Origin of the sequence: Pseudomonas emilianonis, from assembly GCF_023072625.1 — a bacterium.
Classification (GTDB): Bacteria; Pseudomonadota; Gammaproteobacteria; order Pseudomonadales; family Pseudomonadaceae; genus Aquipseudomonas; species Aquipseudomonas paraveronii.
Window position 1 is genome coordinate 1 of record NZ_JAKNRV010000096.1, and the last position, 15,983, is coordinate 15,983.

General features: G+C 61.1%; 17 protein-coding genes. 9 read left to right on the forward strand and 8 right to left on the reverse strand.

Annotation, left to right across the window (positions count from 1 at the left end; genetic code table 11):
- The 6 genes from L9Z73_RS12435 to L9Z73_RS12460 all read right to left on the reverse strand — a co-directional run.
- A partial coding sequence (locus L9Z73_RS12435; protein ID WP_247401141.1) for a 2-methylaconitate cis-trans isomerase PrpF family protein occupies positions 1-206 on the reverse strand: 206 nt, incomplete at its 3' end.
- An 11-nt stretch (positions 207-217) separates the two neighbouring features.
- On the reverse strand, positions 218-2,812 hold the full coding sequence (gene acnD, locus L9Z73_RS12440; RefSeq protein WP_247401159.1) for a Fe/S-dependent 2-methylisocitrate dehydratase AcnD: 2,595 nt from the start codon (positions 2,810-2,812) through the stop codon (positions 218-220).
- 192 nt (positions 2,813-3,004) lie between these two features.
- The gene (gene prpC, locus L9Z73_RS12445; RefSeq protein ID WP_247401162.1) at positions 3,005-4,132 is read right to left on the reverse strand and encodes a bifunctional 2-methylcitrate synthase/citrate synthase; all 1,128 of its coding nucleotides are present in this window, start codon (positions 4,130-4,132) and stop codon (positions 3,005-3,007) included.
- A 41-nt stretch (positions 4,133-4,173) separates the two neighbouring features.
- A complete protein-coding gene (gene prpB / locus L9Z73_RS12450; RefSeq protein WP_247401165.1) occupies positions 4,174-5,067 on the reverse strand; it encodes a methylisocitrate lyase in 894 nt (297 codons plus the stop codon).
- Entirely contained in the window at positions 5,064-5,786 is a 723-nt protein-coding gene (locus L9Z73_RS12455; protein ID WP_430624283.1) for a GntR family transcriptional regulator, read from the reverse strand. The genes prpB and L9Z73_RS12455 overlap by 4 nt, the downstream gene beginning before the upstream one ends.
- Before the next feature lie 48 nt (positions 5,787-5,834).
- Positions 5,835-6,011, reverse strand: a complete 177-nt coding sequence (locus tag L9Z73_RS12460; protein ID WP_247401168.1) for a hypothetical protein — start codon at positions 6,009-6,011, stop codon at positions 5,835-5,837.
- A gap of 47 nt (positions 6,012-6,058) precedes the next feature.
- Here L9Z73_RS12460 and L9Z73_RS12465 point away from each other — a divergent pair, with 47 nt between their 5' ends.
- From L9Z73_RS12465 to L9Z73_RS12490, 6 genes are all read left to right on the forward strand, one after another.
- Positions 6,059-6,607, forward strand: a complete 549-nt coding sequence (locus tag L9Z73_RS12465) for an ATP-dependent zinc protease family protein (protein WP_247401171.1) — start codon at positions 6,059-6,061, stop codon at positions 6,605-6,607.
- A gap of 5 nt (positions 6,608-6,612) precedes the next feature.
- Entirely contained in the window at positions 6,613-8,145 is a 1,533-nt protein-coding gene (locus L9Z73_RS12470; protein ID WP_247401188.1) for an inactive transglutaminase family protein, read from the forward strand.
- Complete coding sequence (locus L9Z73_RS12475) at positions 8,145-9,131, forward strand: alpha-L-glutamate ligase-like protein (protein WP_247401191.1); 987 nt, start codon at positions 8,145-8,147, stop codon at positions 9,129-9,131. The genes L9Z73_RS12470 and L9Z73_RS12475 overlap by 1 nt, the downstream gene beginning before the upstream one ends.
- A gap of 98 nt (positions 9,132-9,229) precedes the next feature.
- A complete protein-coding gene (pabB, locus tag L9Z73_RS12480) occupies positions 9,230-10,573 on the forward strand; it encodes an aminodeoxychorismate synthase component I (protein ID WP_247401212.1) in 1,344 nt (447 codons plus the stop codon).
- Between the two features lie 226 nt (positions 10,574-10,799).
- Positions 10,800-11,102: a type II toxin-antitoxin system HigB family toxin gene (locus tag L9Z73_RS12485; RefSeq protein ID WP_247401215.1), complete on the forward strand. Its 303-nt coding sequence runs from the start codon at positions 10,800-10,802 to the stop codon at positions 11,100-11,102.
- Positions 11,102-11,476 (forward strand): helix-turn-helix domain-containing protein, encoded by a 375-nt coding sequence (locus L9Z73_RS12490; RefSeq protein ID WP_247401217.1) that lies wholly within the window; start codon positions 11,102-11,104, stop codon positions 11,474-11,476. The genes L9Z73_RS12485 and L9Z73_RS12490 overlap by 1 nt, the downstream gene beginning before the upstream one ends.
- A 2-nt stretch (positions 11,477-11,478) precedes the next feature.
- Here the strand turns inward: L9Z73_RS12490 and thrH are convergent, their stop codons facing one another.
- Positions 11,479-12,096 (reverse strand): bifunctional phosphoserine phosphatase/homoserine phosphotransferase ThrH, encoded by a 618-nt coding sequence (gene thrH, locus L9Z73_RS12495; protein WP_247401220.1) that lies wholly within the window; start codon positions 12,094-12,096, stop codon positions 11,479-11,481.
- Positions 12,097-12,248: 152 nt separating this feature from the next.
- Between thrH and L9Z73_RS12500 the strand changes: the two genes are divergently transcribed.
- From L9Z73_RS12500 to L9Z73_RS12510, 3 genes are all read left to right on the forward strand, one after another.
- On the forward strand, positions 12,249-12,983 hold the full coding sequence (locus tag L9Z73_RS12500; RefSeq protein ID WP_247401238.1) for a phosphoadenylyl-sulfate reductase: 735 nt from the start codon (positions 12,249-12,251) through the stop codon (positions 12,981-12,983).
- Positions 12,984-13,438: 455 nt separating this feature from the next.
- A complete protein-coding gene (locus L9Z73_RS12505) occupies positions 13,439-14,968 on the forward strand; it encodes an NCS1 family nucleobase:cation symporter-1 (protein WP_247401240.1) in 1,530 nt (509 codons plus the stop codon).
- Positions 14,969-14,980: 12 nt separating this feature from the next.
- Positions 14,981-15,703 (forward strand): aspartate/glutamate racemase family protein, encoded by a 723-nt coding sequence (locus L9Z73_RS12510; RefSeq protein WP_247401243.1) that lies wholly within the window; start codon positions 14,981-14,983, stop codon positions 15,701-15,703.
- A 15-nt stretch (positions 15,704-15,718) separates the two neighbouring features.
- On the opposite strand, the gene L9Z73_RS12515 is transcribed toward L9Z73_RS12510, so the two are convergent.
- On the reverse strand, positions 15,719-15,983 hold a 265-nt coding region (locus tag L9Z73_RS12515; RefSeq protein ID WP_247401256.1), incomplete at its 5' end, for a LysR substrate-binding domain-containing protein.

Consider the following 15,983-nt stretch of genomic DNA (forward strand, 5'->3'; position numbering starts at 1 on the left):
CTGGTGCTCGACGTGGCGCCGCCCATGCCGTCGATCTGCTTGTCGTAGGGGTCGGGGCTGCCGATCACCCGCAACAGCAGGGCATCGCGCGCAGCACCCGGCACCTGCGCCGACTCGGGCAGGTCCTGGACGCGGAAAAACACGCCCTTGCTGGTGCCGCCACGCATGTAGGTGGCGGGGATCTTGATTTGCGGTACGTGTGCCATGGTCATCCTCTTCAGACGGTCGCCGCCGATTCCAGGAAGTCCTGGGCAAAACGTTGCAACACGCCGCCCGCCTCGTAGATCGACACTTCTTCAGCGGTGTCCAGGCGGCAGGTCACCGGCACTTCGACACGTTCGCCATTCTTGCGGTTGATCACCAGGGTCAATTGCGCACGCGGGGTGCGTTTGCCGACCACGTCGTAGGTTTCGCTGCCGTCGATCTTCAGCGTGTGACGGTCGGTGCCCGGCAGGAACTCCAGCGGCAACACGCCCATGCCCACCAGGTTGGTGCGGTGAATGCGTTCGAAACCTTCGGCGGCAATCGCTTCCACACCCGCCAGGCGCACGCCCTTGGCTGCCCAGTCGCGGGACGAACCCTGACCGTAGTCGGCGCCAGCGATAATGATCAGCGGCTGCTTGCGTTCCATGTAGGTTTCAATGGCTTCCCACATGCGTGTGACCTTGCCTTCCGGCTCGATACGCGCCAGCGAGCCCTGCTTGACCTTACCGTTTTCCACCACCATTTCGTTGAACAGTTTCGGGTTGGCGAAGGTGGCGCGTTGCGCGGTCAGGTGGTCGCCGCGGTGGGTTGCGTAGGAGTTGAAGTCAACTTCCGGCAGGCCCATTTTCGCCAGGTATTCGCCGGCGGCGCTGTCGAGCATGATCGCGTTGGATGGCGACAGGTGGTCAGTGGTGATGTTGTCCGGCAGCACCGCCAGCGGGCGCATGCCCTTGAGCGGACGCGCACCGGCCAACGCGCCTTCCCAGTACGGCGGACGGCGGATATAGGTGCTTTGCGGGCGCCACTCATACAGCGGCGCGACTTTCGGGCCGGTGTCTTCGTGGATCGCGAACATCGGGATATACACTTTGCGGAACTGTTCCGGCTTGACCGACGCCTTGACCACCGCGTCGATTTCTTCGTCGCTCGGCCAGATGTCTTTCAGGCGGATTTCCTTGCCGTCGGCGTCGAGGCCCAGCACGTCCTTCTCGATGTCGAAACGGATGGTGCCAGCAATCGCGTAAGCCACCACCAGCGGCGGCGAAGCCAGGAACGCTTGCTTGGCATACGGGTGGATACGCCCGTCGAAGTTGCGGTTCCCCGACAACACGGCGGTGGCGTACAGGTCGCGGTCAATGATCTCTTGCTGGATCACCGGGTCGAGCGCACCGGACATGCCGTTGCAGGTGGTGCAGGCGAAGGCCACTACGCCGAAACCGAGTTTTTCCAGTTCGTGCCCGAGGCCGGCTTCTTCCAGGTACATGGCCACGGTTTTCGAACCGGGCGCCAAGGACGACTTGACCCACGGCTTGCGGGTCAGCCCCAACTTGTTGGCGTTGCGTGCCAGGAGGCCGGCAGCGATCACGTTGCGCGGGTTGCTGGTGTTGGTGCAACTGGTGATCGCGGCAATGATGACCGCACCGTCGGGCATTTGCCCCGGTACGTCATCCCACTGGCCGGAGATCCCTTTGGCGGCGAGGTCGCTGGTGGCGACACGGGCGTGCGGGTTGCTCGGGCCAGCCATATTGCGCACGACGCTGGACAGGTCGAAGGTCAGGCCGCGCTCGTATTGGGCGCCTTTGAGGTCGTCGGCCCACAGGCCGGTCAGGCGGGCGTATTGCTCGACCAGGGCGACTTGCGCGTCTTCACGGCCGGTGAGTTTCAGGTAGGCGATGGTCTGCGGGTCGATGTAGAACATCGCCGCGGTTGCGCCGTATTCCGGGGCCATGTTGGAGATGGTCGCGCGGTCGCCCAGGGTCAGTGCCGATGCACCTTCGCCGAAGAACTCCAGCCACGCGCCCACCACTTTCTGCTGACGCAGGAACTCGGTCAGCGCCAGCACCATGTCGGTGGCGGTGATGCCCGGTTGCAGCTTGCCCGTCAGCTCCACGCCGACGCTTTCCGGCAGGCGCATCCATGAAGCGCGGCCGAGCATCACGCTCTCGGCTTCGAGGCCGCCGACGCCGATGGCGATCACGCCGAGGGCGTCCACGTGCGGGGTGTGGCTGTCGGTGCCGACGCAGGTGTCGGGGAACGCCACGCCGTCACGTACCTGGATCACCGGAGACATTTTCTCCAGGTTGATCTGGTGCATGATGCCGTTGCCCGGCGGGATCACGTCGACGTTCTTGAAGGCCTTTTTGGTCCACTCGATAAAGTGGAAGCGGTCTTCGTTGCGGCGGTCTTCGATGGCGCGGTTTTTCTCGAACGCCTGCGGGTCGAAACCACCGGCTTCGACGGCCAGGGAGTGGTCGACGATCAGTTGGGTCGGCACCACCGGGTTGACCTGGGCGGGGTCGCCGCCTTGCAGGGCGATGGCATCGCGCAGGCCGGCGAGGTCGACCAGGGCGGTTTGGCCCAGGATGTCATGGCACACCACCCGCGCCGGGAACCAAGGGAAGTCGAGGTCGCGTTTGCGTTCGATCAGTTGGCTCAGGGAAGCATTGAGGGTGGCCGGGGCGCAACGGCGCACCAGGTTTTCCGCGAGTACGCGGGAGGTGTAAGGCAAGGTGGCGTAGGCACCGGGGGTGATTGCCTCGACAGCCGCGCGGGCGTCGAAGTAATCGAGGCGGCTGCCGGGGAGCGATTTGCGAAATTCAGTGTTCATCGTCGGGACTCGGTCACGGTGATTACAAAAGGGACCCACTGATCCAGATTTGAAATGCGATTCAAATGTGGGAGAGGGCTTGCCCCCGATGGCGGTTTATCAGTTGCTATAGGTGTTGAATGACACTCCGCTATCGGGGGCAAGCCCCCTCCCACCTTTATGACCTCATTTCAGTCCTGGAATCGTCGGCCTTCAGCGACGTTCGATTGGCACGAACTTGCGCTGCTCGACGCCGATGTAGTCGGCGCTTGGACGGATGATGCGGTTGTTGGCGCGCTGTTCGAACACGTGAGCGGCCCAGCCAGTGAGGCGCGAGCATACGAAGATCGGCGTAAACAGCTTGGTCGGGATGCCCATGAAGTGGTACGCCGAGGCATGGTAGAAGTCGGCGTTGGGGAACAACTTCTTCTGCTCCCACATGACCTTGTCGATGGCCTCGGAGACCGGGAACAACACTTTGTCGTCGACTTCTTCGGCGAGCAGTTTCGACCAGCCCTTGATGACCTCATTACGCGGGTCGCAGTCTTTGTAGATCGCGTGGCCGAAGCCCATGATCTTGTCCTTGCGCGCCAGCATGGCGAGGGTGCCGTCGACGGCGTCCTCTGCCGACAGGAAGCGCTCGATCATTTCCATCGCCGCTTCGTTGGCACCGCCGTGCAGCGGGCCGCGCAGCGAGCCGATCGCGGCGGTGATGCAGGAATACAGGTCGGACAGGGTCGACGCGCAGACACGCGCGGTAAAGGTCGACGCGTTGAATTCGTGCTCGGCGTAGAGGATCAGCGACACGTTCATCACTTTGACGTGCAACTCGCTCGGCGCCTTGCCGTGCAGCAGGTGCAGGAAGTGACCGCCGATGGAAGGTTCGTCGGTCACGCAGTCGATGCGTTTGCCGTCATGGCTGAAGCGGTACCAGTAGCACATGATCGCCGGGAAGGCAGCGAGCAGACGGTCGGTGACATCGCGCTGGACGCTGAAGTCCTGCTCCGGCTCGAGGTTGCCGAGGAACGAGCAACCGGTGCGCATCACGTCCATCGGGTGGGCGTCGGCCGGGATGCGCTCGAGCACTTCTTTGAGCGCCAGGGGCAGGTCACGCAGCTTGCTCAGCTTGGCGCTGTAGGCAGCCAGTTCGGTCTTGGTCGGCAATTCGCCGTACAGCAGCAGGTAGGCGACTTCTTCGAACTGTGCATCAGCGGCCAGTTCGCGCACGTCGTAGCCGCGATAGGTCAGGCCGGCACCGGCCTGGCCCACGGTGGACAGTGCGGTCTGCCCGGCCACCTGGCCACGCAGGCCAGCGCCACTCAGTACTTTTGCTTCAGCCATGGTTACTCTCCAATTTTGTAGTTATCCGGGAGGCGCGTTCGTTACTTCTTGGCGGCGAACAGCGCGTCGAGCTTCTGCTCGAAGGTGTGGTAGTCGATACGATCGTAAAGCTCCATGCGGGTTTGCATGGTGTCGATCACGTTCTGTTGGGTGCCATCGCGACGGATCGCGGTGTAGACGTTCTCGGCAGCCTTGTTCATGGCACGGAAGGCCGAGAGCGGGTACAGCACCAGGGAAACATCGGCAGATTTCAACTGTTCGACGGTGTACAGCGGGGTTGCACCGAATTCAGTGATGTTAGCCAGGATCGGCGCCTTCACCTTTGACGCGAACAGCTTGTACATGTCCAGCTCGGTGATGGCTTCCGGGAACACCATGTCGGCGCCGGCCTCGATGCAGGCGGCGGCTCGTTCCAGGGCGGATTCCAGGCCTTCGACGGCCAGCGCATCGGTACGCGCCATGATCACGAAGCTGTCATCGGTGCGCGCATCCACGGCGGCCTTGATGCGGTCGACCATTTCCTGCAGGGACACGATTTCTTTGTTCGGACGATGACCGCAGCGCTTGGCGCCGACCTGGTCTTCGATATGGATCGCGGCGGCGCCGAACTTGATCATCGACTTGACGGTGCGCGCCACGTTGAAGGCCGAGGAACCGAAACCGGTGTCCACGTCCACCAGCAGCGGCAGGTCGCACACATCGGTGATGCGGCGCACGTCGGTCAGCACGTCATCGAGGCCGGTAATGCCCAGGTCCGGCACGCCGAGGGAGCCTGCGGCCACCCCGCCACCCGACAGGTAGATCGCCTTGAAGCCAGCGCGTTTGGCCAGCAGTGCATGGTTGGCGTTGATCGTACCGACCACCTGCAACGGGTGTTCGCTGGCGACCGCGTCACGAAAACGCTGGCCTGGAGTGCGGTTGTTACTGGAACTCATGACTCACCTCGCTGAGTGGCTGTCTGGGGAGCACCGCCTGGAAAGTGGCGGGCGATATTGCGTTTGGAGGCGCCGATGTGACGACGCATCAACAACTCGGCCAGTTCACCGTCGCGATCGGCGATCGCGTCAAGAATTCGGTGATGCTCGGCAAAGGCCTGGCGTGGACGATTGGGGGTCGCGGAGAACTGGATGCGGTACATGCGCACCAGTTGGTACAGCTCGCCGCAGAGCATTTGGGTCAAGGTGCGGTTGCCGGCGCCCTGGATGATCCGGTAATGAAAGTCGAAGTCGCCTTCCTGCTGGTAATAGCCGACACCGGCCTGGAACGCCGCATCCCGTTCGTGGGTGTGCAGCACCTGGCGCAGTTCTTCGATCTCGGCATCAGTCATGCGCTCGGCGGCCAGGCGGCACGCCATGCCTTCGAGGGATTCGCGGATTTCATAGAGTTCGATCAGTTCTTCATGGCTCAACGACACCACGCGAGCGCCGACATGGGGCACGCGCACCAGCAGGCGCTGGCCTTCGAGGCGGTGGATCGCCTCACGCAACGGGCCGCGGCTGATGCCGTAGGTGCGCGCCAGTTCCGGCTCGGAGATCTTGCTGCCGGGGGCGATCTCACCTTTGACGATAGCGGCCTGTATACGCCTAAAGACGTTCTCCGACATTGTCTGGGATTCTTCAGGGGAGACCACCGGAGATTCCGATTGATCCAGCATATTGTCGACACCTTTAAAAGCAATGCCGCAAAAACTAGCCAATTAGCCCTACTTAGTCAAAGAATAAATCAACATTGTCGACAATCGTCTAATAACCAACGTTGCAAGCAGCACGAGCATGGCCGCCTGCCAGCGCTGGCGCCAAAAAAGCATCATGTTAGAATAGCCGCCGCTTTTGCCTGACATCTCTTGATGAAACGGCGCACGAGGGAGCTTGCGCAGCAATGCCAGTCGCCTTGAATTGAACATCGCACTGCACCGCCTCAGGATTTATGAGACTCAAGCCCTTCCCCCGATTGTTTTGCCTACTGTTCATACCGGGACTTATACCGGGGCTCTGTGCTGCCGCCGAGAAGACCGTGTATGGCCTCAACGAATACGCCAAGCTGGCAGATATCGACCTGGAAGTGGCGGCCAAACTCGACACCGGCGCCAAGACCGCCTCGTTGAGCGCCCGCGATATCAAACGCTTCAAGCGCAACGGTGAATCCTGGGTGCGCTTCTACCTGGCCATCGACACCGCCCATTCCCACCCCATCGAACGCCCACTGGCCCGCGTCAGCAAGATCAAACGCCGCGCCGGTGACTACGACCCCGATGAGGACAAGAACTACACCGCCCGTCCAGTGATTGCCCTGGACATCTGCATGGGCAGCGCTTTACGCAGCATCGAAGTGAACTTGACTGACCGCAGCGCTTTCCAATTCCCGCTGCTGATCGGCTCCGAAGCGCTGAAACGCTTCGATGCGCTGGTCGACCCCAGTCTTAAATACGCAGCGGGCAAACCTGCCTGCGCCGCCGACGCTCATACCGCCGAGTAAACCGAATGCGCTCTCTGACCCTGCACCTGAAAATCCTGATCACCCTCCTGGTGGTGCTGGGTATTTCGGTCACCGCCTACCAGATCTTCGTGCTGGGCATTCCCGTCACCGAGGACGCCACCGACGACTTGTGGAACATCGACGCCAAGGTCGAGTTCGTCGCCAACCCGAAAGACCCGGTGAAGATCCAGATGTTCGTGCCGCCCCTGAGCCGCGACTTCGTCAGCCTCAATGAAAGTTTCATCTCGAATAACTATGGGGTCAGCGTCAACCGCATCGATGGCAACCGCAAGGTCACCTGGTCGGCGCGCCGGGCCAAGGGCAACCAGACCCTGTATTACCGCCTGGTGCTGACCAAGCGTTACAGCGGCGAAAAGGTCAAGATCAAGGGCCCGACCTTCCGCGACAGCATTGCTGTGGAAGGCCCGGAAAAAATCGCCGCCGAAGCCCTGCTGGCGCCGATCCGCCAGCACTCGGCCGATGTTGAAACCTTTATTACCGAAGCCATCAAGCGCACCAACAACCTCAACGACGACAACGTCAAGCTGCTGCTGGCGGGCGACCCCTCCACGCCGCACAAGGCCAAGATCGTCGAACTGCTGCTGTCCATCGCCCACGTGCCGGTGGAAAAAGTCCACACCATCCGCCTCGTCGCCGACCAGCCGCAAACCCCGGAACTGTGGCTGCGCAGCTTCAATGGCAATGACTGGCTGTACTTCAACCCGGAAACTGGCGAACCCGGCCTGCCCGCCGACCGCCTGCTGTGGTGGACCGGCGATGAAAACCTGATCACCGTCGATGGCGGCAAGAAAGCCATGGTCACCTTCAGCCTGAACAACAGCGAAATGAACGCAATTCGCCTGGCCAAGTTGACCGACGAAAACACCGACGCCAATTTCCTCGAATACTCGCTGTACGGCCTGCCACTGCAAACCCAGCAGACCTTCATGATCATGGTGATGATCCCGATTGGCGTGCTGGTGATCCTGATCCTGCGCAACCTGATCGGCCTGCAGACCCTGGGCACGTTTACGCCGGTGCTGATCGCCCTGGCGTTCCGCGAGACCCAGTTGGGCTTCGGGATTGTGCTGTTTACGATCATCACGGCGCTGGGCTTGTCCCTGCGCTCGTACCTGGAACACCTGAAACTGCAGATGCTGCCAAGGCTGTCGGTGGTGCTGACCTTCGTGGTGGTGCTGATCGCGGCCATCAGCCTGTTCAGCCATAAACTGGGGCTGGAGCGCGGGCTGTCGGTGGCGCTGTTCCCGATGGTGATTCTGACCATGACCATTGAACGCCTGTCGATCACCTGGGAAGAACGCGGTGCCGGGCATGCGATGAAAGTGGCGATCGGCACGCTGTTCGCGGCGTCCCTGGCGCACCTGATCATGAGCGTGCCGGAGCTCGTCTACTTTGTCTTCACCTTCCCGGCGATCCTGCTGATCCTGGTGGGCTTCATGCTGGCCATGGGGCGTTATCGCGGCTATCGCCTGACCGAGTTGGTGCGCTTCAAGGCCTTCCTCAAGGCTGACTCGTAATGTTCGGCTTCTGGAAGACCTGGAAGGCCCTGGAAGCACGGGGCATCATGGGCATCAACCGGCGTAACGCCGACTACGTGCTCAAGTACAACAAGCGCAGCCTGTACCCGATCGTGGATGACAAGATCATCACCAAGGAACGGGCCCTGGCGGCCGGTATCCACGTGCCGGAAATGTACGGAGTGATCTCCACCGAGAAGGAAATCGACAAGCTCGACGAGATCATTGGCGGGCGCAGCGACTTCGTGATCAAGCCGGCCCAGGGCGCCGGCGGTGACGGCATCCTCGTCATCGCCGACCGCTTTGAGGGGCGCTATCGCACAGTGTCCGGCAAGATCATCAGCCATGAGGAAATCGAGCATCAGATCTCCAGCATCCTCACCGGCCTGTACTCCCTGGGCGGCCACCGCGACCGCGCGCTGATCGAGTACCGCGTGGTGCCCGACCAGATTTTCAAGAGCATCAGCTACGAAGGCGTGCCGGATATCCGCATCATCGTGCTGATGGGCTACCCGGTGATGGCCATGCTGCGCTTGCCGACCCGCCAGTCCGGCGGCAAGGCCAACCTGCACCAGGGCGCGATCGGCGTGGGCGTAGATTTGGCCACCGGCCTGACCCTGCGCGGCACCTGGCTGAACAGCATCATCACCAAACACCCCGACACCACCAACGCGGTGGATGGCGTGCAACTGCCGAACTGGGACGGGTTCATGAAACTCGCCGCGGGTTGTTATGAGTTGTGCGGGCTGGGCTACATTGGTGTGGACATGGTGCTGGACCAGGAAAAAGGCCCGCTGATCCTCGAACTGAATGCGCGTCCGGGGCTGAATATCCAGATCGCCAACGACTGCGGCCTGACCCTACGCACCCATGCGGTCGAGGCACGATTGGAAGAATTGAAAGCTGCCGGCGCGACGGAAACGCCGGAAGAACGAGTGAAGTTCGTGCAGGCCATGTTTGGGCACATCCCGGCCGTCGAAGGCTGAGCCGGCCTTCGATCTGTCTATCCCCGACATCCCCTCTAGGACCAAATCCTACAGGGGTCTACAATCCCTCCCCCACGCCATCAGCTGATCCACCCCGCATGTCGACCTGCTCCGTACACCCACTGCCCTACCGGGCCAACCCCGCCGAGTATTTTGCGGTAATTCGCCATGCCCCTGGCGCAGTGCTGTTGGACAGCGGCCGCCCGGTGGCCGAACGTGGGCGTTACGACCTGCTCAGCGCCTGGCCCGACGCGACGCTGGCGGTGCGGCCTGACGAGAGCGGCAGCGAGTTCCTGCAACGCCTGCGGGAAAATCTTACGCAGTTGGGTGAAGCAGCATTGCCGGCTGGCTACGAGTTGCCGTTTGCCGGCGGCCTGATCGGTTACCTGAGCTACGATTTCGGCCGGCACCTGGAACAGCTGCCGCACCGGGCGGTGGATGATCTGCACCTGCCGGACGCACGTTTTGGGCTGTATGCCTGGGCCCTGGTCAGCGATCACCAGGCGCAAACCAGCCAGTTGGTCTTTCACCCGGCGCTGGTCGATGGCGAGCGGCAGCGACTGATCAGCCTGTTCAGCCAACCAGGTGCAGAGACAGCGACCGCTTTCAAACTCCACGGCCCCATGACACCGGACCTCAGCGCCCAGACCTACGCACACGCCATCGCACGCATCCATGCCTACATCCAGGCGGGCGACTGCTACCAGGTCAACTTCACCCAGCGCTTTCGCGCAGCGTGCAGCGGTGATCCCTGGGCGGCCTATTGCGCCTTGCGCGAAGCCTGCCCGACGCCATTTTCCGGGTTCCAGAGCCTGCCGGATGACGGCGCGGTGTTGAGCCTGTCACCGGAACGCTTCATCAAGATCAGCCAGCGCCAGGTCGAAACCCGCCCGATCAAAGGCACCCGCCCGCGTGGCCTGACGCCTGAAGAAGACGCCGCCAACGCCGCCGAACTGCTGGCGAGCCCCAAGGATCGTGCCGAGAACCTGATGATCGTCGACCTGCTGCGCAACGACCTCGGCCGCACCTGCCGCACCGGCTCGGTGAACGTGCCGGAGTTGTTCAGCCTGGAAAGCTACCCCAACGTGCATCACCTGGTCAGCAGCGTCACCGGCGAATTGGCCGACGACAAGGACGCCCTGGATCTGATCGCCGGCAGCTTCCCCGGCGGCTCCATCACTGGCGCACCGAAGATCCGCGCGATGCAGATCATCGACGAACTGGAGCCAACCCGGCGCGGGCTGTACTGCGGCTCGCTGGTGTACCTGGACGTGCGCGGCGAGATGGACAGCTCCATCGCCATCCGCAGCTTGCTGGTCAAGGACGGCCAGGTGTGCTGCTGGGGCGGCGGCGGGATCGTCGCCGACTCGGAATGGCAGGCGGAATATCAGGAGTCGCTGACCAAGGTGCGGGTGTTGTTACAAACCCTGGAAAGCCTCTAGCGCAGCGCCCTTCCCGGCTTCGGGACGTAGCGCCCGAGCGCAGAAAAAACCTGAATCAGACGCGCTGTGGACGGCGTATGAGCTGGAGGATAGCGTCCGGTTTCGACCTCCACCCGCCATCTGTGAAGGATCACATGAAGCGATTGCTTACTCGTCAGAAAATATTTCCAAGATTGCATCTGCACTTGCCTGAGACTAACATCTCCCAAATTGGGAGGTTCGACTCATGCGGATAATCGCGTTCTCGACCTTACGTCTCTTCTGGGAGAGCCACCCAGCTTACATCGACGCCAAAACACCGCTGGTCGAGTTGTATCGCCATATGGAGAAGGCTGCATACCCAACGCCGCAAGCGCTCAAGGCGGACCTCGGAACCGCGAGCATCCTCAAAGGCAGCAGGGTTGTATTCAACGTGGGCGGCAACCGGTATCGAGTGATCATGGCGATCAATTATCAGCGTCAGCTTGGGTTCATACGTTTCGTCGGGACCCACGCACAGTACGATCAGATCAACGCGGAGACCGTGTGATGAACATCAAACCCATACATTCCCAAGAAGACCTCACCGCCGCGCTCGCACGCGTCGAGCAGATATGGGAAGCACCAATCGGCTCGCCCGAGGGCGATGAGCTGGAAATCCTTGCGGTCCTCATTGAAAAGTACGAGGCCGAACATTATCCAATGCCGCCGTCGGACCCGGTGGAAGCCATCCGCTTTCGCATGGAGCAACTCGGCATGACGGCGCGCGACCTGGAGGCATTCATCGGCACCAGCGGCCGAGTGTCCGAAGTGCTCAACCGTAAGCGCAAGCTGAGCCTGTCGATGATCAAGCGCCTGCATGAAGGCTTGAGCATCCCGTATGAGCGGTTGCTGGCAGGCGCCTATGATCTCAGGCGTTTATAGACTTACAGACTCAACGGCCGGTTCGAAGCCTTGATGAACTCGTTCTTCAGGTCTTCAAACGTATGCACCGCCGGGAACTGCGGGAACTCGCGGATCACATTTTCCGGCGCATGGAACAGAATCCCACGGTCAGCCTCGCCCAACATGCTGGTGTCGTTGTACGAATCGCCGGCAGCGATCACGCGGTAGTACAAGCTCTTGAACGACAGCACCGACTGGCGCTTGGGATCTTTCTGGCGCAGTTGGTAGCTGACCACGCGATCGGTTTCGTCGGTGATCAGGCGGTGGCACAACAGGGTCGGGAAGCCCAACTGACGCATCAGCGGCTGGGAGAATTCGTAGAAGGTGTCCGACAGGATCACCACCTGGAAGCGCTCACGCAGCCAGTTGACGAACTCGATGGCGCCGTCCAGCGGTTTGAGGGTGGCGATCACTTCCTGGATATCGGCGAGCTTGAGCCCGTGTTCGTCGAGGATGCGCAGGCGTTGCTTCATCAGCACGTCGTAGTCGGGAATGTCCCGGGTGGTCGCCCGCAGGGATTCAATACCGGTTTTTTCGGCGAAGGCGATCCAGATTTCCGGAACCAATACCCCTTCCAGGTCGAGACAGGCAATTTCCACGAGACACTCCTATTTGTATTGTTCAAGTCGAGCGAGCAAAAAGACTGCCGAACTCTAGCGATTCAAGGCGGCCGCCGCAACGCAGGGCGGATTTTGATACCATCGCTCCCCTATAGAGCGCTCAGCGCCACTGACCTGTAGGAACCGTCCTGATGAACCAAGCCTTCGATGTCGTTGAACTCGCCACGACCTATGCCAACAAATCCGCCCAGGACATTCTCAAGCTGGCGTTCAGCCAGTTCGGCGATGACTTGTGGATTTCCTTCAGCGGTGCCGAGGATGTGGTGCTGGTAGACATGGCCTGGAAGCTGAACAAGAACGTCAAGGTGTTCAGCCTCGACACCGGCCGGCTGCACCCGGAGACCTACCGCTTCATCGAACAGGTGCGCGAGTTCTACAAGATCGACATCGAGCTGATCTCGCCGGACCAGAGCAAACTGGAACCTTTCGTCAAAGAGAAAGGCCTGTTCAGCTTCTATAGAGACGGCCATGGCGAATGCTGCGGCGTGCGCAAGATCGAGCCGCTGCGCCGCAAGCTCTCCGGCGTGCGCGCCTGGGCTACCGGCCAACGCCGCGACCAGAGCCCCGGCACCCGCAGCCAAGTGGCGGCGCTGGAAATCGACACGGCCTTTTCTACACCGGAACGCACCCTGTACAAGTTCAACCCGCTGGCGCAGATGACCAGCGAAGAGATCTGGGGTTACATCCGTATGCTGGAGCTGCCGTACAACAGCCTGCACGAGCGCGGTTTTATCAGCATCGGCTGCGAGCCCTGCACCCGCCCGGTGTTGCCAAACCAGCACGAGCGCGAAGGCCGCTGGTGGTGGGAAGAAGCCACGCAGAAGGAATGCGGGCTGCATGCAGGGAATCTCATCAGCAAAGGCTAAACACTGTGTGGGAGGGGGATTGCCCCCGATGGCGGAGTATCAGGCACTGCATCTGGTGACTGACCCACCGCCATCGGGAGCAAGCCCCCTCCCACATTTGTTTCGTGCCGAACAAAAACATGTACACATAAATGTAACAATAGGTGCCATTTATGTGTGCAATCAACCGACCTCCGCACCAAAACGTAACATCTCCTCTCTGGCGCTGTTTATCCTCTAAACAGAGGTTCTGCCCCATCAAAAATAAATACCTGTTCAATCAGTCAACTTATATCGCTTTTAATTCAGTCAGTTATTTACAGATCCTACAAAAACGAAATTAACCAAGGTTTTCATAGATCGAAAACTGGCACGCATGTGGCTTAAGGTGAAGCACGCTTTGTATACAATAAATACAAAACGTACATACACTTTATCGCTGCGGCTTTGCTGCAGCAGTGCTGGAGCCTGCCGGAATGCGTACACGCCTCTCGAACACCCTCGCACTGGATCTGCCCTCCTCCGCCCTCAACCCCGAGGCCGCGAGCCCCGGCCCGCTGGTACTCAGCCCACGCCTGCACAACCGGGACCTGGCGCCGACCAAGGTCGAAGGCCGACGTTGGGGGCGCTACAGCATCTTTGCGTTATGGACCAACGACGTACACAACATCGCCAATTACTCGTTCGCCATCGGCTTATATGCCCTGGGCCTGGGGGGCTGGCAGATTCTGTTATCCCTGGGGATCGGCGCGGCGTTGGTGTACTTCTTCATGAATTTATCGGGCTATATGGGGCAGAAGACCGGGGTGCCGTTTCCGGTGATCAGCCGCATCAGTTTCGGCATTCACGGCGCGCAGATTCCGGCCTTGATCCGGGCGGTCATTGCGATTGCCTGGTTTGGTATCCAGACCTACCTGGCCTCGGTGGTTTTCCGAGTGTTGCTGACGGCGATTCATCCAGGGTTTGCCGACTATGACCACAACTCGATCCTGGGCCTGTCGACCCTGGGTTGGGCATGTTTTGTGACGATCTGGTTCGTGCAACTGGTGATCCTGGCCTACGGCATGGAGACGGTGCGGCGCTATGAAGGCTTCGCCGGGCCGGTGATTTTGCTGACCGTCGCTTCGCTGGCTGGCTGGATGTATTTCCAGGCCGACGGCCACATCGCCTGGTCGATTCGCGAGCCGCTCACCGGTGGCGAGATGTGGCGCAATATCTTTGCCGGGGGCGCGCTGTGGCTGGCGATCTACGGCACGTTGATTCTCAACTTCTGCGACTTTGCTCGCTCTTCGCCGTGCCGCAAGACCATCCAGGTCGGCAATTTCTGGGGCCTGCCGGTGAACATCCTGGTGTTCGCCGCCATCACCGTGCTGCTCTGCGGCGGGCAGTTCCAGCTCAATGGCCGGGTGATCGAAAGCCCGACTGAAATCATCGCAGCGATCCCCAATGCGTTCTTCCTGGTACTCGGCTGCCTGGCGTTCCTGATCGTCACCGTGGCGGTGAACATCATGGCCAACTTCGTCGCCCCGGCCTTTGTGCTGAGCAACCTGGCGCCCAAGTACCTGAACTTCCGCCGCGCCGGGTTGATCAGCGCTGCCGTGGCGGTGCTGATCCTGCCGTGGAACCTCTACAACAGCCCACTGGTGATCGTGTATTTCCTCTCCGGCCTGGGCGCGCTGCTGGGGCCGTTGTACGGGGTGATCATGGTCGATTACTGGCTGATCCGTAAAAGCCAGGTGGACGTGCCGCAACTGTATAGCGAAGACCCGAATGGCGTTTATTACTACAGCCGTGGGGTGAATATGCGCGCAGTGGCAGCGTTTATTCCTGCGGCGGTGATCGCCATTCTGCTGGCGCTGTTGCCGGGGTTTGCCAGTGTCTCGCCATTTTCCTGGTTGTTTGGCGCCGGTATTGCAGGGCTGTTGTACCGGCTGATCGCCAAGCGCCAGCCGTTCTACGCTGATGTCAGCGGTGAAAGCATTGCAGTCGATAACGTCAGTCATTAAAAAGGACATTCCATGCGCATCCTCGTGGTCAACGTCAACACCACCGAATCCATCACGCAAACCATCGCCGAACAAGCGCGGGCCGTGGCCTCGCCGGGCACCGAGATTATCGGGCTCACCCCATGCTTCGGCGCCGAATCGGTGGAAGGCAATTTTGAGAGCTACCTGGCGGCCATCGCGGTGATGGACCGCGTGATGGCCTACGACCAGCCGTTCGATGCGGTGATCCAGGCCGGGTATGGCGAACATGGGCGTGAAGGCCTACAGGAGTTGTTGAACGTGCCGGTGGTGGACATCACCGAAGCGGCGGCCACCACCGCGATGTTCCTCGGCCACGCCTATTCGGTGGTGACCACCCTGGACCGCACGGTGCCGCTGATCGAAGACCGCCTGAAACTCGCCGGCCTGTATCAACGCTGCGCCTCGGTACGGGCCAGCGGCATGGCGGTGCTGGAGCTGGAAGAACACCCGCTGGCGGCCATGGAGGCCATCGTGCGGCAGGCGGAACTGGCGATCCGCGAGGACAAGGCCGAGGTGATCTGCCTGGGGTGCGGTGGCATGGCCGGGCTGGATGAACGGATTCGCCAGCGCACCGGGGTGCCGGTGGTGGATGGGGTGACGGCGGCGGTGACGATTGCCGAAGGGTTGGTGCGACTGGGGTTGTCGACGTCGAAGGTCAGGACCTACGCCACGCCACGGCCGAAGAACGTCATCGGCTGGCCGCGCAGCCGATAGAACGGGGCGCGGCGATCAAATCGCGCTGAAGCGCTGCGCCAATCCCGTCACTACAAACTGCTCGATGATGAAGTCGACAAACGCCCGCGTCTTACCGGGCAGCAGTTTGTGTTCGGCGTAGTAGATGGAGATGTTGCCGTCGTCGACATACCAGTCAGGCAGCACCCGCACCACCGCGCCGCTGTCGAGGAACGGCACTGCCATCGGCATGCTCACCAACGCGATGCCCAGGCCCTGGGCGGCGGCGCAACAGGCGGCCTCCGAATCGCTCAAGGTCATG